22 protein-coding genes are annotated in these 19,938 nt (G+C 34.3%); 14 read left to right on the forward strand and 8 right to left on the reverse strand.

What is annotated here, in order from left to right; genetic code table 11:
• Window positions 1–146: 146 nt before the first annotated feature.
• From MKX78_RS07625 to MKX78_RS07665, 9 genes are all read left to right on the forward strand, one after another.
• Window positions 147–1,088 (forward strand): ABC transporter ATP-binding protein, encoded by a 942-nt coding sequence (locus MKX78_RS07625; protein ID WP_307318335.1) that lies wholly within the window; start codon window positions 147–149, stop codon window positions 1,086–1,088.
• Window positions 1,085–1,816: an ABC transporter permease gene (locus MKX78_RS07630; RefSeq protein ID WP_233435274.1), complete on the forward strand. Its 732-nt coding sequence runs from the start codon at window positions 1,085–1,087 to the stop codon at window positions 1,814–1,816. Before MKX78_RS07625 ends, MKX78_RS07630 begins: the two co-directional genes overlap by 4 nt.
• Complete coding sequence (locus tag MKX78_RS07635; RefSeq protein WP_307318338.1) at window positions 1,817–2,503, forward strand: ABC transporter permease; 687 nt, start codon at window positions 1,817–1,819, stop codon at window positions 2,501–2,503.
• Window positions 2,504–2,524: 21 nt separating this feature from the next.
• A complete protein-coding gene (locus MKX78_RS07640; RefSeq protein WP_307318339.1) occupies window positions 2,525–3,610 on the forward strand; it encodes a sensor histidine kinase in 1,086 nt (361 codons plus the stop codon).
• Between the two features lie 2 nt (window positions 3,611–3,612).
• Window positions 3,613–4,224, forward strand: coding sequence for a response regulator transcription factor (locus tag MKX78_RS07645; protein ID WP_307318340.1), 612 nt, complete (start codon window positions 3,613–3,615; stop codon window positions 4,222–4,224).
• Between the two features lie 287 nt (window positions 4,225–4,511).
• Window positions 4,512–5,735 (forward strand): metallophosphoesterase family protein, encoded by a 1,224-nt coding sequence (locus MKX78_RS07650; RefSeq protein ID WP_307318745.1) that lies wholly within the window; start codon window positions 4,512–4,514, stop codon window positions 5,733–5,735.
• Window positions 5,732–8,728, forward strand: a complete 2,997-nt coding sequence (locus MKX78_RS07655) for an ATP-binding protein (RefSeq protein WP_341050401.1) — start codon at window positions 5,732–5,734, stop codon at window positions 8,726–8,728. The genes MKX78_RS07650 and MKX78_RS07655 overlap by 4 nt, the downstream gene beginning before the upstream one ends.
• Window positions 8,729–8,799: 71 nt before the next feature.
• The gene (yhaM, locus tag MKX78_RS07660; RefSeq protein WP_341050403.1) at window positions 8,800–9,744 is read left to right on the forward strand and encodes a 3'-5' exoribonuclease YhaM; all 945 of its coding nucleotides are present in this window, start codon (window positions 8,800–8,802) and stop codon (window positions 9,742–9,744) included.
• A 191-nt stretch (window positions 9,745–9,935) separates the two neighbouring features.
• Entirely contained in the window at window positions 9,936–10,124 is a 189-nt protein-coding gene (locus MKX78_RS07665) for a sporulation YhaL family protein (protein WP_328198678.1), read from the forward strand.
• Between the two features lie 105 nt (window positions 10,125–10,229).
• Here MKX78_RS07665 and MKX78_RS07670 read toward each other — a convergent pair whose 3' ends face one another.
• The gene (locus tag MKX78_RS07670) at window positions 10,230–11,117 is read right to left on the reverse strand and encodes a peptidylprolyl isomerase (protein ID WP_095369914.1); all 888 of its coding nucleotides are present in this window, start codon (window positions 11,115–11,117) and stop codon (window positions 10,230–10,232) included.
• A 281-nt stretch (window positions 11,118–11,398) separates the two neighbouring features.
• Here MKX78_RS07670 and MKX78_RS07675 point away from each other — a divergent pair, with 281 nt between their 5' ends.
• On the forward strand, window positions 11,399–11,488 hold the full coding sequence (locus MKX78_RS07675; protein ID WP_095369913.1) for a YjcZ family sporulation protein: 90 nt from the start codon (window positions 11,399–11,401) through the stop codon (window positions 11,486–11,488).
• 62 nt (window positions 11,489–11,550) lie between these two features.
• On the forward strand, window positions 11,551–11,652 hold the full coding sequence (locus MKX78_RS07680) for a YjcZ family sporulation protein (RefSeq protein ID WP_095369912.1): 102 nt from the start codon (window positions 11,551–11,553) through the stop codon (window positions 11,650–11,652).
• 73 nt (window positions 11,653–11,725) lie between these two features.
• On the opposite strand, the gene MKX78_RS07685 is transcribed toward MKX78_RS07680, so the two are convergent.
• From MKX78_RS07685 to MKX78_RS07715, 7 genes are all read right to left on the reverse strand, one after another.
• Entirely contained in the window at window positions 11,726–11,905 is a 180-nt protein-coding gene (locus MKX78_RS07685; protein WP_095369911.1) for a hypothetical protein, read from the reverse strand.
• Window positions 11,906–11,999: 94 nt separating this feature from the next.
• A complete protein-coding gene (locus tag MKX78_RS07690; RefSeq protein ID WP_180316987.1) occupies window positions 12,000–12,551 on the reverse strand; it encodes a DUF3267 domain-containing protein in 552 nt (183 codons plus the stop codon).
• Window positions 12,552–12,794: 243 nt separating this feature from the next.
• Window positions 12,795–13,370, reverse strand: coding sequence for an HTH-type transcriptional regulator Hpr (locus MKX78_RS07695; RefSeq protein WP_224937656.1), 576 nt, complete (start codon window positions 13,368–13,370; stop codon window positions 12,795–12,797).
• A 255-nt stretch (window positions 13,371–13,625) separates the two neighbouring features.
• Window positions 13,626–14,000 (reverse strand): YtxH domain-containing protein, encoded by a 375-nt coding sequence (locus tag MKX78_RS07700; RefSeq protein WP_340978372.1) that lies wholly within the window; start codon window positions 13,998–14,000, stop codon window positions 13,626–13,628.
• 143 nt (window positions 14,001–14,143) lie between these two features.
• The gene (locus MKX78_RS07705) at window positions 14,144–14,671 is read right to left on the reverse strand and encodes a tryptophan transporter (RefSeq protein WP_095369907.1); all 528 of its coding nucleotides are present in this window, start codon (window positions 14,669–14,671) and stop codon (window positions 14,144–14,146) included.
• 127 nt (window positions 14,672–14,798) lie between these two features.
• Window positions 14,799–15,875: a 3-phosphoserine/phosphohydroxythreonine transaminase gene (serC, locus tag MKX78_RS07710; protein WP_095369906.1), complete on the reverse strand. Its 1,077-nt coding sequence runs from the start codon at window positions 15,873–15,875 to the stop codon at window positions 14,799–14,801.
• A gap of 302 nt (window positions 15,876–16,177) precedes the next feature.
• Complete coding sequence (locus MKX78_RS07715) at window positions 16,178–16,600, reverse strand: HIT family protein (RefSeq protein WP_095373489.1); 423 nt, start codon at window positions 16,598–16,600, stop codon at window positions 16,178–16,180.
• A 568-nt stretch (window positions 16,601–17,168) separates the two neighbouring features.
• Between MKX78_RS07715 and MKX78_RS07720 the strand changes: the two genes are divergently transcribed.
• The 3 genes from MKX78_RS07720 to MKX78_RS07730 are packed head-to-tail and all read left to right on the forward strand — an operon-like array spanning window position 17,169 to window position 19,876.
• Window positions 17,169–17,909, forward strand: a complete 741-nt coding sequence (locus MKX78_RS07720; RefSeq protein WP_095369905.1) for an ABC transporter ATP-binding protein — start codon at window positions 17,169–17,171, stop codon at window positions 17,907–17,909.
• Window positions 17,902–19,119 (forward strand): ABC transporter permease, encoded by a 1,218-nt coding sequence (locus MKX78_RS07725; RefSeq protein ID WP_095369904.1) that lies wholly within the window; start codon window positions 17,902–17,904, stop codon window positions 19,117–19,119. The genes MKX78_RS07720 and MKX78_RS07725 overlap by 8 nt, the downstream gene beginning before the upstream one ends.
• Before the next feature lie 40 nt (window positions 19,120–19,159).
• Window positions 19,160–19,876 carry an EcsC family protein gene (locus MKX78_RS07730; RefSeq protein ID WP_095369903.1) on the forward strand — a complete coding sequence of 239 codons (717 nt, stop codon included), beginning with the start codon at window positions 19,160–19,162 and terminating at the stop codon, window positions 19,874–19,876.
• Window positions 19,877–19,938 lie beyond the last annotated feature (62 nt).

The following is a 19,938-nucleotide window of genomic DNA, read 5'->3' on the forward strand; positions in this document are numbered from 1 at the left end:
CTAATGTTTATTTATCGGTTCGTAACAACTTTCCCCCTTTATTGAAGAAGAGGCAGTGAAGTAAAATAAATTAATGACAAATGTAACTATTTGCTTTTTGCCTTTCTTGACATACTTACACTAACAAGGCGAAAGGGTGTGAGCGGATGATTGCCTCACTAAATGGGATTGTGAAACGTTATGATTCGAAACTAGTGTTGGACTACATTGATTTGGATATAAATAAGGGTCAAATTATTGGTTTACTTGGTCCTAATGGAGCGGGAAAATCAACATTAATTAGATGCCTAACAGGAATGGAGACAGTTAATCAAGGGAATGTTACGTTATTTGGGGATGGAAAAAAACCATTTCAGAATAAAAACAAAGAAAAAATTGGTTTAGTCACGCAGGAAATATCGATTTTTCCAGAATTAACAGCACAGGAGAATGCGAACTTTTTTGCCGGAATTTACGGGTTAAAAGGGGAAATGAGAAAAAGAAGGGTGGCAGAGGCCTTAGCGTTTGTTGGATTAGCAGAACATACAAAGGGAAGGGCACAAAATTTTTCTGGAGGAATGCAAAGGCGGCTGAATATTGCATGTTCCTTAGTTCATGATCCTAAGTTTTTAATTATGGATGAGCCGACGGTGGGGATAGATCCTCAATCGCGAAACCATATTTTGCAAGCTGTAAAGAAATTACAAAGAAACGGAACGACTATTCTATATACAACGCATTATATGGAAGAGGTTGAGGCGATTGCATCAGAGGTTGTGATATTAGATAAAGGGCAAATCATTACAAGAGGAACAGTTCAAGATTTGATTCGAAACATTCAGCATGAAGAGAGAATCAAGGTAGAAGTAAGTCATCCTGAAGAAGTCTCTTTGGAGAGTATTCAGGCACTGCCAGATGTAAAACAAGTCATTAAAGATGGGAATCAAATTTTGGTTGTATCTTCTGCTAATTCAGGACACCTTGATCGTATTTTAACGATTATAAAAGAGGACTCTGGTGTTGTCGGCATTAATGTAGAAAAAGCAAATTTAGAGGATGTTTTCTTAACTTTGACTGGAAGAACCTTAAGGGATGGAGGTAGTGCATGATGCGTGTCCTAAGAACCATTCCTTATACAGTGATTCGAATGAGTAGAGACTATATTACGCTATTGCTGCTCTTAGTTGTTCCGATTATCCTTATTACCATTTTTTATTTCGTATTAGGAGACTTAAAAAATCAATACGGTGATCCTGCGTTCTATGATACAGCACAGTTAATGACACTCGTGTTTCAATTGTTTGGCGGTTCAATCGTGATTGCCCATATTCAAGATGATTTATTTTCTCCAAGACGGCAACGTTTAATGGTGGCGCCGATTAGCCGACCTTTTTATGCTCTCTCAATCTCATTATGTGGCATGTTATATTCCATTTTTCTGGGTTTTTTGTTATTTCTATTTACAGGAATAGGCTTAAAGGTGGAGTGGGGAAATGGATTTTGGGTAATGTACATCATTGGCTTATTGGCTGTACTATCAAGCCTTGTAAGTTTAATTCTTATTTTTGCAGTAAAGAACTTTAAATTAGCAGAACGGTTAAGTGAAGTATATGGAATTGGATGTATTGTGTTGGCAGGGTTGTTTTTTCCAATTCCTGATTATACGGTTATCACATTCATTAATGAATACCTTAATCCTCTATTGTTAGCTGCTAATGCAATTGGTTATGCACAAAGCAATTTATTTCCTGATGCTTATATTTATATGTTTCGGTTAGGAGTAGGAATTGTAATTACTTTTATTATTGTGTTTGTGCTCGGTAGGAGGAAGATTTAAATGACTGTTTTCCACTTTGTACTGAAGAGAAGTATTGCAAATAAAACAAGTTTGTTGATTCTATTTCTCTTCCCAGTTGTTGCGATCTTTCTGCCATCAGGAGAGTATTGGCCACATCTTCCATACGGATATCAATATTTTGGTATTTTTATTTTGTTTATTAGTTTGAAGCTCTCTGGATTAATTTTAGAAGATAGAATGAGAGGAATTGCTAAAAAGGTATCAATTGCCCCCATCAGTCATTTTAGTTATCTAGCACAAAATTTGCTAGCATATTTTTTCATTTTAATATTACAATGTCTGATTTTAGTTTATGGAGGCGTATTAATTGGGAAAGAACTTTACCAGCCCTTTTGGTTACTCATTTTATTTATTACATTTAGTATGGCATCGATTGCCTTTGCACTAATGTGGATTTCATTTTTTCGTAATAAAGAAATATCCATGTTAATTTTTATGTCGATTATCAGTATAATTGCTTTAATCGGTGGCGTCTTGATTCCAATCGAGTTGTTACCTGAATTATTACAAAAAATAGCGATTATTTTGCCGACTTTTTGGCTAGCTTGGGGTATAGACTGGATTGTTTTTGGGGGCGAACTGAAGAAGTTTCTGCTTGTGAATGGAATGCTTATTTTGTATATGTTTTTATTTTTAATTACAGGAAGTGCGAAAAAATTGCATTGATAGCTGAGGAGAGGTGTGCATATGAGAGTGTACGAGCGATATTTCAGATTTGTGATATTTTGGCGAATAGTACAATTACTTATCCTAGCACATCTTTGGCTCACAAGTACTGCTGGCTTTGAGGCAATTGTTTTTATCCTGCTTTTGCTCATTGTTATGAGCATACGTATAAGATTTTCTATACCAAAATGGAGTTTTATTATTGAAATAGTCCTCTGTATCGTTTTCATTCCATATTTTCCGTTTGCCCTATACGGTTTAGCCATCGCTATTTTCGAAGCAGCAATAGTCGGGAAGTGGTGGTTGGTTTTCCCAATGACCATTTTCATGATTGCTTACTCTGCCTTTGATATGACTTTGATCTGGTATAGTTTACTCACAGTATTAGTCGGAAGCTTCACTTATCAGTCAATGAAAGAACGTAAGCAACTAGAAAAGGCTTTAGACAAGGAAAGAAAAGAAAAGCATGAGCTTGAACAGATCAAGATGGAGCTTTTAGAAGCTTATTTTGAGGTGGAAAAGGCAGCAGAACTGAAGGAAAGAAATCGGATTTCAAGAGAACTGCATGACCACCTGGGGCATGATTTAACAGGTGCCCTTCTAGCTATTCAAGCATATGAACAAGTAGAAAATAAAAATCAAGCACACACCCTTCTGGAACAGGTGAAAATCAGGCTTTCAAGGAGTACAACGAGATTAAGAAATACAGTTCATAATCTCACACCAGTTACTTATATAGGTGTTGATAGGTTGCAAAGAATCGTAGTAGATTCAGAGCCATTACTCATAGATTTTCAATATAATGGAAATGTTGAAAATGTATCTTCTCAATCTTGGGTGATGTTGGAAGCATGTCTTAAGGAAGCTATTACAAATGTAAGTAAATATAGTAATGCGACGAAAACGAAAGTTGAACTTGATATTACTGAAACACTTGTAAGGTTGAAAATCCATGATAACGGTACCAATACCCAAAAATCAGTGAACGGAAGTGGACTAAGAAGTTTACAATTAAGGGCAAGAATGTTAAAAGGAAGCTTTACAATTGATCGTCAAAATGGGTACTTGCTCGTATGTGTTTTACCTTTACAGAGAAGGGGGAAGTAGCTATGGATATATTAATTGTGGATGATGATCGTTTAATTTGTCAGAGCTTACAATTACTTCTCGATAAAGAAGAAGATATAAAAATTGTTGGTGTGGTCGAAAATGGAAGTGAAGCGATTTCTTTTTGTGAGAAAGTGCAGCTAGATGTTATTCTAATGGATATCCAAATGCCGGTGTTGAATGGAATTGAAAGTACCAAGGTTATAAAAAGAAACTGGCCACATATTAAAATAATGATGTTGACAACCTTTAAAGACGAAATGAATATTCGGCTTGCTTTAAAAGCAGGTGCTGAGGGCTACATCATAAAATCTAGTACGATTAAAGATATGGCCAAACAGATTCGTGCAATCGGATCAAATGCGAGGGTTCTTACTCCGGAAGTACTTGATAAACTTGTGCTACAAAATAAGTCAGATGGGTTCTGGGCATTAACCGAAAGGGAGAAAGACGTAATGGAACTTGTGGTGGAAGGTTTATCGAATAAAGAAATATCGAAGCAGCTTTATTTAAGTGAAGGAACCGTACGTAATGTTCTTTCTATTGTTCTTGATAAATTGGAGCTACGCGATCGTACACAACTAGCCATTTACTATTGGCAACGGCAAAAATAGGGTGTCAACTCGAATCTTACACCGCATGTAGAGAAAAGCAGTTGATTATTATCTAAACAAAACCGGGAGATGAGTCCGGTTTTTCTTATGCGATAAAAAACGAATATTTCTTAATAGAATTTAGCAAGTTGATATAAAGGTCAAAACTACCATTATGGTGACGGAGCTGAGTCGTCTAATCCCTTCATTAAAATTGAACATTTTTAATTCTACAATCGACCAAGTAAGAACGTGCATTCGCTTTTGGTTTGCGTTAAAATAAAAGAAAAATGTAAGAGGGATAAAAAATGGAGCCTATCAAATTTATTCATGCTGCAGATTTACATTTAGACAGCCCGATGGTGGGATTAAAAGACTTACCCGACTTCATATTTGAGCGGTTAAAGGAAAGTACATTCCGTTCATTTATTAAGCTCATTGATGTTGCAATAAGTGAAAAAGTTGATTTTGTTATCTTAGCGGGAGATTTATATGATGCAAGTGATCGGAGTATAAAAGCACAAAACATCTTGCGAGAACAGATGTTACGTTTACATAAGGCTAGCATTCGTGCATTTATTGTTCATGGTAACCATGATCATCTTGGTGGAGAGTGGATTAAATTAACGATGCCAGAGAATGTATTTATTTTTGGTGAAATACCAGAAGTAACTAGATTTCAAAAAAACGATACAATTATTCATCTTTATGGCTTTAGTTACAAAGAACGACATGTCGATGAAAGAATGGTTCAGCTTTATCAGAAAGAAGAAGCGGCTGGTTATCATATCGGCATTTTACATGGCAATTTGGAAGGATTAACAGAACACGGGAACTATGCACCGTTTACGATTTCTGACTTGATAGAAAAGCAGTTTGATTATTGGGCCCTTGGTCATATACATAAAAGAGCTGAAATCAATACTGTACCACCAATTATTTATCCAGGGAATATACAAGGAAGACATAAAAAGGAAACAGGTATAAAGGGTTGTTATTTAATAGAATTACAAGAGCATATTTGCGAGAAGCGATTTATTGAGACAAATGATGTGGTTTGGGATGAAGTGGTCCTTGATTGTAGTTCATTCAATTCTTTTGAGGTTTTATTATCAAATTGTATCAAATTGTTAGAATCAAAAAGAAGAGAAGGAAAAGCCATTATACTTAAATTAGAATTACAACACTTAAGTATGAGTGAAATAGAAGAAAAGGCCTTTAGGTCAGGTGAATTAATAGAATTTCTCCAAGAAACTGAACGAATACAACAATCCTTCGTTTGGGTAAATGAGTTAAAAGTTAAAAAGCAGTTAGTGTGGGATGAGGAAAGTTTACGAAGTCAGTCACCTTTTTATAAAGAAATGTTAGATCTTGCAAATGAAGAAATAGTACTGAAGGCATTATCCCCATTATATAGGCATAAACAAGCAAGTCGATGGATAGATGAAATATCACAAACAGATCAAAAAGAAATTGTTGCAGATGCAAAACAATTGTTACTTGAACTATTAGTGGAGGGGGTGAACGAATGAAGCTTAAAGGTATGGAGATCTATGGTTACGGAAAATGGGAAAATATCAAAATTAAACAGTTAAACGATTTTCATTGTTTTTACGGGCAAAATGAAGCGGGTAAATCAACACTGATGTCTTTTATTCATAGTATGTTATTTGGTTTTCCATCTAAAAAAGGAAATGAAAGAAATTATAAACCTAAGAATAGTAGTCAATATGGTGGAAAATTGATTTTCACTTTACCAGATGGTCATGAAGCAATGATTGAGAGAGTAAAGGAAAGAACACCGGATGAAGTGAACGTTGTGCTCAGTTCCGGAAGAAGCGGTGGTTCTACGTTATTAGAGGAATTGCTCCAAGGGATGGACCAACCATTATACCGAGCGATCTTCTCTTTTGACCTGTTTGATATTCAAAATGTGCAATCATTTAGTAAAGAAGATTTAGGGCATTTTTTATTTTCTTCCGCGGTTGTTGGAACAGATGGCATTTTAAAGGCAGAACAATATTTGCAGAAGCAACTCGATTTGCGTTTTAAGCCATCTGGAACAAAGCCAGTTTTAAACAGCGGTTTAAAAGAGCTAAAAAAAGCATATGAAAATCTAAAAAAAGCGGAAAAAACGAATAACCTTTATAAAGAACGAACTGAGAAAAAAGAAGAATTAATTTATAATAACGAACTACTTGAACAAGAAGTGGAACAGTTAGAAGGGATGCTAAGCTCTTTAAGGAAGTGGTTTACGGTTGAGGAAGTATATCTTCATTATTTAAGTTTACTAGATGAAGAAAGTCAATTAGACGTAGATGAATTTCCAATAGATGGGTTAAAGCAATTAGAGGCTATACAACAGAGTAAGGAAGTATTAGAAGACCAAAGAAATGAACTCATCATGAAAAGAAGTACCCTTGACGAAAAATTAATGAATGCAGGATTACAGAAGCAAATACTTGAAAATAGAGCAGAAATCGAAGCTGTTTGCGAACTGAATACTGTCAGAGAGAATCAAGTGCAGACGAAGAATGAATGGCAACTCGAAATAAAAGCTTTGGAGGAAGAATTGCAGCATATGTCAGATAAGCTGCATATGCAAATATCTGACGAAGAGATTTTATCTTTTGATACGAGTATGTTTCAAAAAGAACTTATCTCTAATGTAATGAAGAAAAAGTCGCGGTTGTCCGATAGAAAAGTACAATTGGATGAAGAGTCGGAGACTATAAGAACTGAATTAAATGGATTAGAAAATAAAATAAATGAAAGTAGAAAGAAGTTACTATCAAGAGAAGAGAGAGCAAACATTCTTAAACAAATCACTACTTTTGAGCAAAAGGAAAGTCACCATCAGAGATTAACTGAAATCAATGTCAATATACAATTGCTTACAGAGAAACATAAACAAGCAATTACTAAGGATAAGAGATCCCAAAAAATTGAATATATGAAGATAAGTTCACTTTTATTATTATTTATTTTCATTGGCATATGGGGATTCTTTGAAGCTTCATTCCTCATCCAAGCATTAGCGATTGGTGGAATCTGTTTTACTTTTATTAGTTCTTTTTTTAAACAGAAGGCAGTCTACTCTGATGGAATAAAGGATGAATTAGATTATTTAAGACAACAAAAAGTGGTATTAGAAAAACAAGAGCCCATCGCTGCTAAGGAGCAGGTATATGAATGGAAGCAGCAAATTGAAAGGGATAAAGAGCAAGAAGCCGAAGTCGCCGAATACGCTCGGCGATTAGATTATGTCAATAGTCAGTATGAAAAAATCATTGCCGCATATGAAGTGTGGGAAGGTGAGATGAGAGAAGTTGATAGTAAGATAGATCTCATTGCCGAGCCATATAAATTAAATAAATCAACTATGAAAAATCAATTACTTGATGCCTTCTTATTGATTGAAGAGATGAAGGGCGCGATTAGAAAAAGGAAGATAAAGAAAGCGAAATTGGATGACTTAAGCCAATCTATTACTAATATAGAGGAGAAACTATCTCATTATTTCTCGTTAGTGGTTATCGAACCACGCTCTTATGCTGATGGCGTGATTCAGTTAAAAGATATCATCGATAAAGAAAGAAACAAACTTGCAAACTTTGAAAAAAATAAGGAAATAAGAGAATCAATCCAATCAGATATTACGATTATAGACGAGAAAATAGCAAGTAGAGAAAAGCATATTCAATCGTTACTAGAAGAAGCAGGTGTGTCTTCAATCATAGCTTTTAAAGAAAAAGGGATGGCTGCTAAAAGGAAGCAAGCCATTAAAGAAGAGCTACGAACCGAAAAATTAAAGTTAAATATGACAAACTTATCACAAGAGACATTAAATAAATATGTTGAATTAAGACCGACAGAAGAACAAATAAAAGAATACCAAATAAGCATTGATACGAAGAAAGAAAGAATAACCAAGCAACAAGAAATACTACATCATCTTTCTTATGAAATTAAACAATTAGAAGAAGGTGGAATTTATGCTGAACTATTACACAAATACAAACAATTAAAAGCAGAATGGAATGAGTTGGCAAAGGAATGGGCCGTGTATGCAACAGCAAAGAGCTTACTATCTGAAACGGTAAACACCTTTAAAGAAGAAGAATTCCCAAAAATATTAAAGAAAGCTGAGAGGTATTTTTCTGATTTAACATTAGGTCAATATAAGCGGATTTTTTATGATAGCGACAAAGACCATTTATTATTAGAGCATAAGGAAGGGATGTTTTTTGAGCCAAGATCGTTAAGTCAATCAACAGCTGAGCAACTTTATATTAGTTTGCGGTTGAGCTTGGCAGAAATTGTGTTCCATCGGTATCAGCTCCCTTTTATAATTGATGATGGATTTGTGAACTTTGATCATAAAAGACTGGAAGAAGTAATGCGAGTACTAAGGGGTAAAGAGGAGCAGATAATTTTCTTTACTTGTCATAAAGGGATGTTGCAAAGTTTTAACGGGGATGAAGTGATTGATTTAAGTGAACTACAAACAGCAACAAGCTTTTAAAAATGAAGGCTTTAAGATAGATATGATATACTTTTACTTAAAGGTAAGACTTAGAGGAGGCAGGTGTAACGATGACTAAAGGAATTGTTTATTACGATACAGGAGAGCAGGTTGAATTGTTCTTACTAATAAAAAATGCTACAAAAGGTGTGGCAAGTAACGGTAAACCTTTTTTAACTTTGATTTTTCAAGATAAAAGTGGGGATATCGAAGCAAAACTTTGGGATGTTTCCGAACAGGATGAAAATAATTACGTGCCAGAAACAATTGTCAAAGTGGCGGGAGATATCTTAAATTATCGTGGACGACAACAGCTACGGATAAGACAGATTCGTACGTCAAATGAAAACGATACGGTAAAGTTAGCAGACTTTTTAGAAACTGCCCCTATTGACGCTGAAGAAATGATGGGGAAAGTCACACAATACATTTTTGAAATGAAAAACCCTAATATTCAAAGAATCACTAGACATTTATTAAAGAAATATCAAGCTGAGTTTCTAGAATATCCTGCAGCGACTAAAAATCATCATGAATTTGTCTCAGGTTTAGCTTATCATGTTGTTTCAATGTTAGATCTCGCTAAAGCGATTGCAAATCTTTACCCTACGTTGGATAAGGATTTATTATATGCAGGTATCATTCTGCATGATTTAGGTAAAGTTACAGAGCTATCTGGTCCTATATCCACAACTTATACAGTAAAAGGAAACTTACTCGGCCATATTTCCATCATGGTAAGTGAGATTGAGACGGCGGCTGAGGAGCTATCAATTCAAGTAGAAGAGGTCGTTATTTTACAGCATATTGTTCTGTCTCACCATGGTAAGGCAGAATGGGGTAGCCCGAAACCGCCTTTAATTAAAGAAGCGGAAATCATTCATTATATTGATAATTTAGATGCGAAAATGAATATGCTTGATCGATCATTATCTAGAGTCAAACCAGGTGAATACACAGAAAGAGTTTTTGCGTTAGATAATCGGGCATTTTATAAGCCGACCTTTCATGAATAACTTAGAAAAGCAAGTATGTGAAATGTAAGAATGTCACATAACTTGCTTTTTTTGCGGTTTACCAGTCGGGTGTATGTGTTCGTGATGCCTATGGAAATGAGAGTAAGGTGAGCAAAATGGTTATGAAAAATTTTTTGCATATTATGGGACGAGCAGACATATTTTCTAATAAGAGAGTAAGGAGGAGTCCAATGATACCTATATGGCTTTACTTTGTGATTGCAGGTATTTTCATTAGCGCATTTATGGCGATTAAGACAGGTAGGGATGAAAGAAAGGCGGAAAATGCTCAAATTGAGCAGGAAGGTGAAGTTTATATGCAAAGGTTAGAATCCGCTAGGGATGACAAACGAGAACAATATGAAAGGCAAGAAGGATAATAAAGGTCGAACCATAGATACGAAAGGAAATATACCCATAAATAGTCTAATGGGTTCGAGACCAAAGAAAAGACCTGGTTATGTCATATAACCAGGTCTTTTATGTTATTGTTCTTCTTTTGCTTCAGCATCATCGGCTTCTGCTTCAGGAGCTTTGAATAACTCTTTAAAATCATTATCTTTTACTTCCACACCTGAATTTTCTAATTCCCTCTGCATTGCTTCTTGAATAATTGTACTGTCGACTTTCGCTACTTTCACTTGATATTCAATTTCTTCTTTCATATCTTCATATGATTCTTTTTCTTTTTTGTCAGTTACTTGAATGATATGGAAACCATGTTGTGACTCAACAGGATCACTAATTTCATCTACTTCTAATGCATAGGCAGCTTCTTCAAATTCTGCAACCATCTGGCCAGCTCCAAACCAACCTAAATCGCCACCATTGGCAGCAGATGCTGTATCAGTTGAATATTCTTCAGCCACTTTTGCAAAGTCTTCGCCATCATCTAATTTCTTTTTCACTTCTTCAGCTGTTTCTTTATCGGCTACAAGAATATGACGCGCTTGGATTTCTGGCTTATAATTCTCATAGTATTCCTTCATTTCTTCTTCGGTAGCTTCAACATCTTTAATTGCCGCTTTTTCTTGCATTAGACCTGTTCTTAACATTTCTTTTAGGTCTTCTTCACTTTCCATACCGTATTGTGCAAGTGCTAATTGGAAGTTAGAACCTAATTGTTCTTTCATTGTATCTACTTGTTCATTAAGTTCATCCTCGGAAACCTCATAATTTTCTGAGAGGACTTTCTCATAAACGAGTTCTTGAAGAACTTGTTCACCATATTGTTCTTTCAAGGCTTGATAAAAGTCTTCTTGTGTAATATTTCCGTTTCCTGTTTCGACTACTACTTCAGAATCTCCTGAACTACAAGCGCTTAAAACTAATACACCTGTTGCAACAGAAAGGGATAAAATCCATTTTTTCATGTTGAACACTCCCACGTTTATTGTTGTATATACACAGTAAATACTATAACACAAATCATTTCCTTAACAAAAATATTTACTACAAAATTAGGTTTATTTAAGAAAATTTTGGGTATTAGACTAACCATTCTGGAGAGTCCAACATAGGATATAAAGAAATTGAAAATGATATTTCGTCCAAAGAAGTTTAGAGAAAATATAAAAAGACGAGATACGCGCCTATTCGCACGACAGAGTGTTTGAATAGTATGTGGTAACAACCTAATAAGGGAGGTGTTATCATGGGTGGAGGATTTGGATACGGCGGAGGCTTCGCTTTAATTGTTGTTCTTTTCATTCTATTAGTCATCGTAGGTGCTGCTTGGTTATAAAAAATAGCGTTATAAGACATAAAGAAAGAACTTATAACGGACGATAGAAGGGAGGAAAATCCATGTCACACGGCGGTGGAGGATTTGGATACGGTGGAGGTTTCGCTTTACTCGTTGTCCTTTTCATTTTATTAGTAATTATTGGAGCTTCTTGGGTTTGCTAATTAATTCATACCTCAAGCTTTTCCATAGAGAGAAAAAAGCGGCGAAAATCTCGCCGCTTTTTTTACATTTATTTTAAGTAAATGCAATTTCAACAAAGGAAGAAATAAGCAGTATCGTAATTAAAACATTAATTGTTCGATATACTTTAGGTTGTTTCTCCTCTGGGATTTCCTTTTGTAAACATAAGGAAAAAGTAAGTCTGTTAATATTGTATAGAATAAATACAGCAAAAATAATAAAAATGGAGATCATCGATGATTCCCTCCCCTAGTCAATCGTAGTCTATTGTTTTACAATATCAAAAATAATCATAAAAAGATAGTATAAAAGGTTGGAAGAGTGGATTTTATCTAGTTTCCTTGATTTGTATTAATATATTGAGTCCAACCTCATTCTCTTCAATATATGAAAATTTAGGTGTGTTCATTACGATTTTTATATAGATTAAATCACGGCATGATAATCCAATATGCAAAGATAAAAGAATGATGAAAAACGCTCCATATTGTTGAAATGATAACATTAACAACAAAAGTGTTCCATTAATAAATAGTATTGGTGCGATTAAAGCACTTAGATACATCAATTTAGGTACTGGTTCATTGACTTTTAATTGTATCATGGGTACACATTTTGATCGTAATTCCAACGATTTCTTTATATTTTTATTTACAGGCATTAATGGAATATAATGAATCAATTTATGGATAGGATACAATCCAATCAGAAAGAGGGTAAAGATACTTAAACTTTCTGTATTAATCACTGTATCAGGAAACAAATAATTCATTGGTAAATATGTGATAATAAAGACTGTAAATGCCAGTATAGCAGACATGAAGTCCAACCATAATTGTCCATACTGCTTGTTAACATTTATCTCCTTTACACAGCTCATAAACAAAATAATCCCTCGCAGTTCAGCGCTCATGTTTTAAATTCAAACACTACTTTACTCTCCTCTTTAAGAAAAATCAATACCATTTTTTCGATAAAAAAATGATTGTTATATTTCAACATAAAAGTGAAAGGATGTAAGGGTTTTCATTATTTTATTTTATAATCAATGAATATATTGTCTTTTATACCAAAATAAAAAAGCGGAGAAGTTTGTTTATAATTCCGCTTTTATCGTACAAAATTATACTAATTCTTTTGTATATTCTTTCTTCTTTAATAGTTTACCATCTTTTTCCTCAAATTCGTTATCAATATTTGAAAATGATTTTTCGAATATTTCCATAAAATCATCTCCGTAAATGTTGCGGATAATGGCCATCACTTCAATGATTTCTGGGAATTTTCCATATAATTCTTTTAAAGGCATCGCACCTGAAAAAACAGAATTTTTATCTGGATGATATGTTTCCATTAATTCTAGAAAAACGCTTTCACCTTTATCCGTTAATTTAATGTAAGTATTCCTTTTATCACTTTCTCTTTTTGAAAATTCAAGATATCCTCTTTCTTCAAGCTTTTTAGAAAAATTAAATGCGGTAGATACATGCATAACGCCAAACTTCGCTACATCAGAAATGGATGCGCCATTTAAATGATAAGCAATCCATAAAATATGGTGTTCATTGATATTTAAGTCATATGGTTTAATCCATTGTTGCCAATCTTTTTCAATAGATTTCCATAAAGCTTTACTCAATTGAGCAACCCTTTGACTGAAAAGCATGGCTTCCTTGATTGAGAAATTCGTTTCTGACATTTCGCTTCACCTACTTTTTTATTATTGTATATTTATTATGCCAATAAAGCAAAAATTAATAAAGATATTAATTTGCATAATTTTTAGATTTTGTTTCTTGTTTTTAGGAGTAATACTTCTGTTAGCATTTGGCATAATCTTAAAGCAAACCATTTTTATAACATAATATATTAGATTTCTTTTTTAAAATAAGAAATCCTTCTTTTTTTCTAAAATAATTAGAGAAAAAAGAAGGATTGTAAAATAGAAGGGTATTTATTCTTTGTCCATTGGATTGGCATGTTTTAATGTTTGTTCTAATTCAGCTATTGATTTTTCAATATTTGCGATTTCTTGTTGTAAGTTTTGCTGATGGGGCAGTATTTCCCTTTTCCATTGTTTAATGGAAGATGATACGTCTTCGGTTAAAGTGGAAAGAGCTTCTTTCCCTTCTTCACCTACATGGACGATCTGATTCTTGATATCAGTTAGTTGTTTACCTAATTCTTTTATTTGAATAGAAGCCGATTTTGATTGTACAGTAATATATTTTCGGGTATCTTTACCAGAAGCAGGTGCAGTAAAGAGTGTAGCTGCAGCAGCTGCTACCCCGCCAACGACAAAGCCTAAAAAAAGTGATTTCGCTTTCAATCTAAACTCTCCTCTCAATTTTAATGTCTACGTATATCATACATGAATCCAGTAAAAAGAACATCTATTACCCCTTATATTCCACGCTTAGTAGCTATATTAAACATAAAAAAACACCTGTAGTCTACTACAGGTGAGGACGTTTATAAATGAATCGCATGTTCATTTAATTTAGTCCTTTTATTAATAGATTTTGTAATTGGGAACAATACTGCCATTAAAACGGCATTTAATAATACGGTTGGTAAGACGCTTGCTGCAAATAACCCGATAAAGGCACCTGGTAGACCTACAATGATGTAAGCAGATGTTAAAAATATAAATCCAGATATCAGTGTGCCAATCGCTGTTAAGACAATAGCGACAATTGATTTAGCGCTGATATTCTTTAACAGTGACAAAAGACCATAAAAGATAAAGGCAGTTATCAGCTTATCAATAATATTAGGAATTTGTCCTCCTGGAAATCCTGTAGTCAAGGCTGAAAGAATACCACTTACAAGTCCAATAAGAACAACGCTTTTGACGTCGGTAAATAATAAAATGCCTAAAAACATCATGACTAACATCATGTCAGGCTTTACACCCATAAAAATCGGTGGAGTTATGGCATGTAGGACAACACCCATTCCTGCCAAAAGGGCAAGGGCCACAATATTTTTACTTTTCATTTTCTCATCTCTCCTCAAGCTAATCTCATTTTGAACTGTATTCTCCTACAATGCACTCATTGCTTGCAGCGAGAACTTTTATTAATTATAACATCACAAATATCATATGAACATATCTATTTTATGGTTAATATTTTTCTTTGAAGTTCTTCATAAATGATACTAAAGCTTCTACATGTTCTAATGGAACAGCGTTATAAATAGATGCTCTACATCCTCCAACAGAGCGATGTCCATTTAACCCAACAAATCCTATTTGTTTCGCCTCTTCAAGGAATTTGGTAGAAAGTTCTTCGCTTTTTAAGTTAAAAGTGACATTCATATGAGATCGGCTCTTCTCATCAGCATGCCCAATGTAAAAGCCATTGCTATTATCAATCATATTGTATAAGAGGGAAGACTTCTCTTCATTTCTCTTGCTTATTGCCTCTATCCCACCATTTTCTTCTACCCATTCTAAAACTAGAGAGAGAAGGTAAATCGCTAGTGTTGGAGGTGTGTTATATAAAGAGTTATTTTTTGCAAACGTTTCATAGTTTAACATAGTAGGTAGTGCTGGTTGACTTTGGATGAGTTCTTTACGAATAATAACTACTGTTACCCCAGAAGGTCCTAAATTCTTCTGCGCACCTGCATAAATAAGGTCGAATTGCTCTATTTGAAATGGGCGGGACAAGATATCGCTTGACATATCTGCAATAAGCGGGACTTGTGTATTTGGATATTGGTGCCATTGTGTCCCAAAGATCGTATTATTACTCGTTAGATGGAGATAAGCTGCATCTTCTGACAAATTAATTTCCTCTAGCTCAGGAATGCGATGATAGCCCGTTTCCTTCGTCGAAGCAGCAACATGGGTGGAACCAACCTTTTTGGCTTCTTTTAATGCTTTATCTGACCATGAGCCAGTAAGGATATAGTTTGCCGTCTGATCTGGCTTTAACAAATTCATTGGGATCATAGAAAATTGTAAACTCGCTCCACCTTGTAGAAAAAGAACTTCATAATCATCTGGGATGGATAGGATGTTTCTTAATGAGGCAATAGCTTTGTTATGTACTATTTCATAATCTTTACTTCTATGGCTTAACTCCATTAAAGCCATACCTGTTCCATTAAAATCTAGCCAAGCTTCTTTTGCTTTTTCTAGGACCGCAAATGGCAAAGTTGCTGGACCTGCATTAAAGTTAAATGCTCGTTTCATGCTTTTCCCTCCATCATTCACAATGTTGTACTATATCGCTGTAGCGAAATAAAGATATCATTATGTTATCAAAAAAAACACATTTGTACAGAATTAATTAAAAAGATTTTGAATTTTTTTAGAAATATTTTAAGTAAGGTTTCTTTTAGGACGATGGTTAAAGGAAAGTGAGATGGAGAGGAGAAAATATATATTTATTGGCTTTTGATTCTTGAGTGTAGATACAACTACATGGAAGGTTGATAGAAATACTTGTGAATAGGTTTTATCAGACACAGATCTTGCTGTGCCTGATAAAAGCTTTATGATAAATGACTATGTATTTGTTGTGACATCATTTGGAGATCTTCAGGCGTATATTCTGAAGTATGTGTTTTCCATACGACACCTAAACCATCACCTTGGCCATATCTAGGAATAAGGTGCATATGATAATGAAAAACCGTTTGGCCAGCAATTTCCCCATTATTATTAATCGTGTTTAATCCATCAGGCTGGAACTCTGCTTTAAGCGCACGACTAATGGCTGGAACAGCTTCAAATACGTGACGGGCTGTTTCTTCATCTAATTCAAAGATATTTTCTTTATGAACCTTTGGAATAATCAACGTATGACCTTTGGTTACTTGACTGATATCTAGAAATGCAACGACATGCTCATTTTCATACACTTTTGCTGATGGGATTTCCCCAGCTACTATTTTACAAAAGATGCAATCACTCATATTCTTTTCATCTCCCTTATGCTTGAATTGACCATATTTTATCATAAAATTAGACAAATCATAAATAAAAGAAGCAGGATTCAATAAGAATCCTGCCGAAATTGAAGGGGAATGCTTCTTGGCTTCTACTCTTGGAAATACTCTTTAACAAACACCTCATTTGACAGTTTTGTTAAATGCATTGAATAACTACCATCACAAACTACTTGTAATTGGTATCTTTAATAAACACCTCATTTAGAAATGATGATTTAAACCACTTTCGGTAAAGCGATTTAAATGTTTAAAAAAAGCTCAATGCGTTTTCATTACATTTGTGCAATAAAAACATCTCCTTTAATAGTTGCATTTGAAGCTACAATCGGTTTGAAAGATTATTGTCTGCCGTAGACACCTCATTCAAGTTCATTCATTAAGATAATGAATGTTGATTTGTATTCCCCTTCATAAAATAGAATGCCCGTAATAAGAAGAGATATGCGTCACCCAAAAAAATAGTTGTTTTCTTTACAATATGGTTTTAATTTACTTACAATAAGAATAACTTTTTACAAGGAAGGTCGATCAAATGACTTTATTAAATATTAAAGAGGTAACAGGTGGTTATACGAGAAATCCCGTATTAAAGGGTATTTCCTTTGATGTCAAACCGAATGAAATTGTAGGATTAATTGGACTGAATGGTGCAGGTAAAAGTACAACAATCAAGCATGTTATTGGTCTTATGGAGCCAAATAAAGGTGAGATAACAATTAATGGGAAAACATTCTTAAGTGACAAAGATGCGTATCGTAGACAATATACCTTTATACCAGAAACGCCTATTTTGTATGATGAATTAACCTTAGATGAACATTTAGAAATGACAGCTATGGCTTATGGACTCGAACGCGAAACCTTAAAAGAAAGAAAAGCGCAGTTACTTAAGGAATTTAGGATGGAAAAGCGCTTAAAATGGTTTCCTGCCCATTTCTCAAAAGGAATGAAACAAAAAGTAATGATTATGTGTGCTTTCCTTGTTCAACCTTCCTTATATATTGTTGATGAACCTTTTGTAGGGCTTGATCCGCTCGGAATTCAATCACTATTGAATTTAATGGAGAAAATGAAGAATACCGGCGCAGGTATCCTGATGTCCACTCACATTTTAGCAACTGCAGAAAGATATTGTGATCGCTTTGTGATCATACATGAAGGTGAAATTAGAGCGAAAGGCACATTAGAAGAGCTAAGGGTACAATTTAATATGGCCGGTGCTACATTAGATGATTTATATATCCAGTTAACAAAGGAAGAAAATTATGAATGATATACAAAGTATCTGGAAGAATCGCTTTGCGAATAGAACAAAGGAACTAAGTCGCTACTTAAAATATATTTTCAATGGCCACATCGTTATTGTAATGGTATTTCTTATTGGTACAGTGGCCTATTATTATCAAGAGTGGCTAAAAACGCTCACTTCAGATTTTCCAGTGGCAGAAATTATGGCCATTCTACTTGGTCTTATCGTTACATATAGCCCGATTTATACATTTTTAGAAGAAGCAGATCGTGTGTTTTTACTGCCATTAGAGAATAAACTAGGTATGTATTTCAAGAAAGCAATTTTAACTAGCTTTTTATTATCCTCATACTTAATTCTAATTGGCTTGGCCGTGTTAATGCCAATGTATGCAAGTGTAAATCAAGGAGATTTCAGTTCGTTTTTTCCGTTTTTAATTATTTTGTTGTTAGTAAAGGGTGTGAATATGCTTATTCGTTGGCGAGTCCAATATGAGATGGATTATACTACCCATTTAATTGACTCATTTGTTAGATTCGTCATTAATGTTGCGTTGTTATTTTTCATATTTAGCTCAGCACATATTGGGTTCACAATCGCCACTATAGGTATTCTTTTATTACTTTATTTGTATTTTTATCAGAAAACAAAAGGAAAAGGATTAAAATGGGAATTCTTAATTCAATCTGAAGAGAGAAAAATGGCCAAGTTTTATCGAGTGGCAAATATGTTTACAGATGTACCACATTTACGTGATCAAATTAAGCGGAGAAAATGGTTGGACTGGGTGTTACAATCGGTTTCCTATCAGCAGGAAAACACCTTTCATTATTTATACTTAAGAACTTTTCTCCGAACGGGAGATTATCTAGGCATCTTTTTCCGTTTAACAGCCATCGGCGGTGTGTTAATCTATTTTATTAATAATGGAATCGCACAAATAGTTATTGCCATGCTTTTTATCTATCTAACTGGGTTTCAACTCGTACCATTGTGGAGACAACATCAAAATAAATTATGGATAGATTTATACCCAGTCGATGTTAAAATTCGAGAAAATTCATTTAAATGGTTAATTGCTCGTGTACTAATCATTCAAGCCATCATTTATGCGTTACTCATTATGATAAAAGGAAGTTTCTTTGTAGGTTTTGGTGTGCTCGTTTTAAGTGGGTTAGTAGCCGTTGGTTATGCATATCTTTATATGATGAAAACATTGCGTTCTCAATCGTAAGCTGATAGAAGTAATAATTGATAATGGAGTGTGTGATATTATGGGGAGTTATGAGGATGCTGTCTCAAGAGAAGTAAAAGATTGGCTTTATCAAATGCGGAAAAAGTCAAGGTTATGGAAAAGAACATCCAAGCATGCCCAAGATAAATTCAATGGATTAATCCCAGAAAAAGCTCATCACTTGATAACAGATGCTATCAAACATATGGTAAAAGCTACATTATGGGGGAGTGAATATACAACTAAGAGACCTTCTCATATAGTGGTTACGTTACAGGAACAAGATGAAAAGTTAACAGAGACGTTGATTAAATACAGAAACACGGCTTCCGTTGAAGGAGCAGGAACAGGTGCTGTAGGATTTATAGGTGGGTTAGCAGATTTTCCACTGCTTCTTAGCATAAAAATGAAGTTCCTATTTGAAGCAGCAATGATATATGGTTATGATACTTCAGAATATGAAGAAAGATTATTTTTACTTCATATTTTCCAATTAGCATTTTCAAGTGATGATAAACGGAGAGAAACAATGGATATCATTGAAGATTGGGAAAATAGGAAAGCAGAGCTTGTAGATATGGACTGGCAGGTATTTCAACAAGAATACAGGGACCATATTGACTTAATTAAAATGTTACAAATGATTCCTGGGATTGGTGCTGTAGTTGGTGCCTATGCTAATTTTCATTTATTGGAACAATTAGGGGCGGTCGCTAAAAATGCTTATCGGTTAAGAAGAATCCAACAAAATAACTGAACTAATTGCCACAGATGTTACTTCTGTGGTTTTTTTGTTATAAAAACATATTTCCTGGGGAA

This window comes from Cytobacillus sp. FSL R5-0569 (assembly GCF_038007265.1).
Lineage (GTDB): Bacteria > Bacillota > Bacilli > Bacillales > Cytobacillaceae > Cytobacillus > Cytobacillus kochii.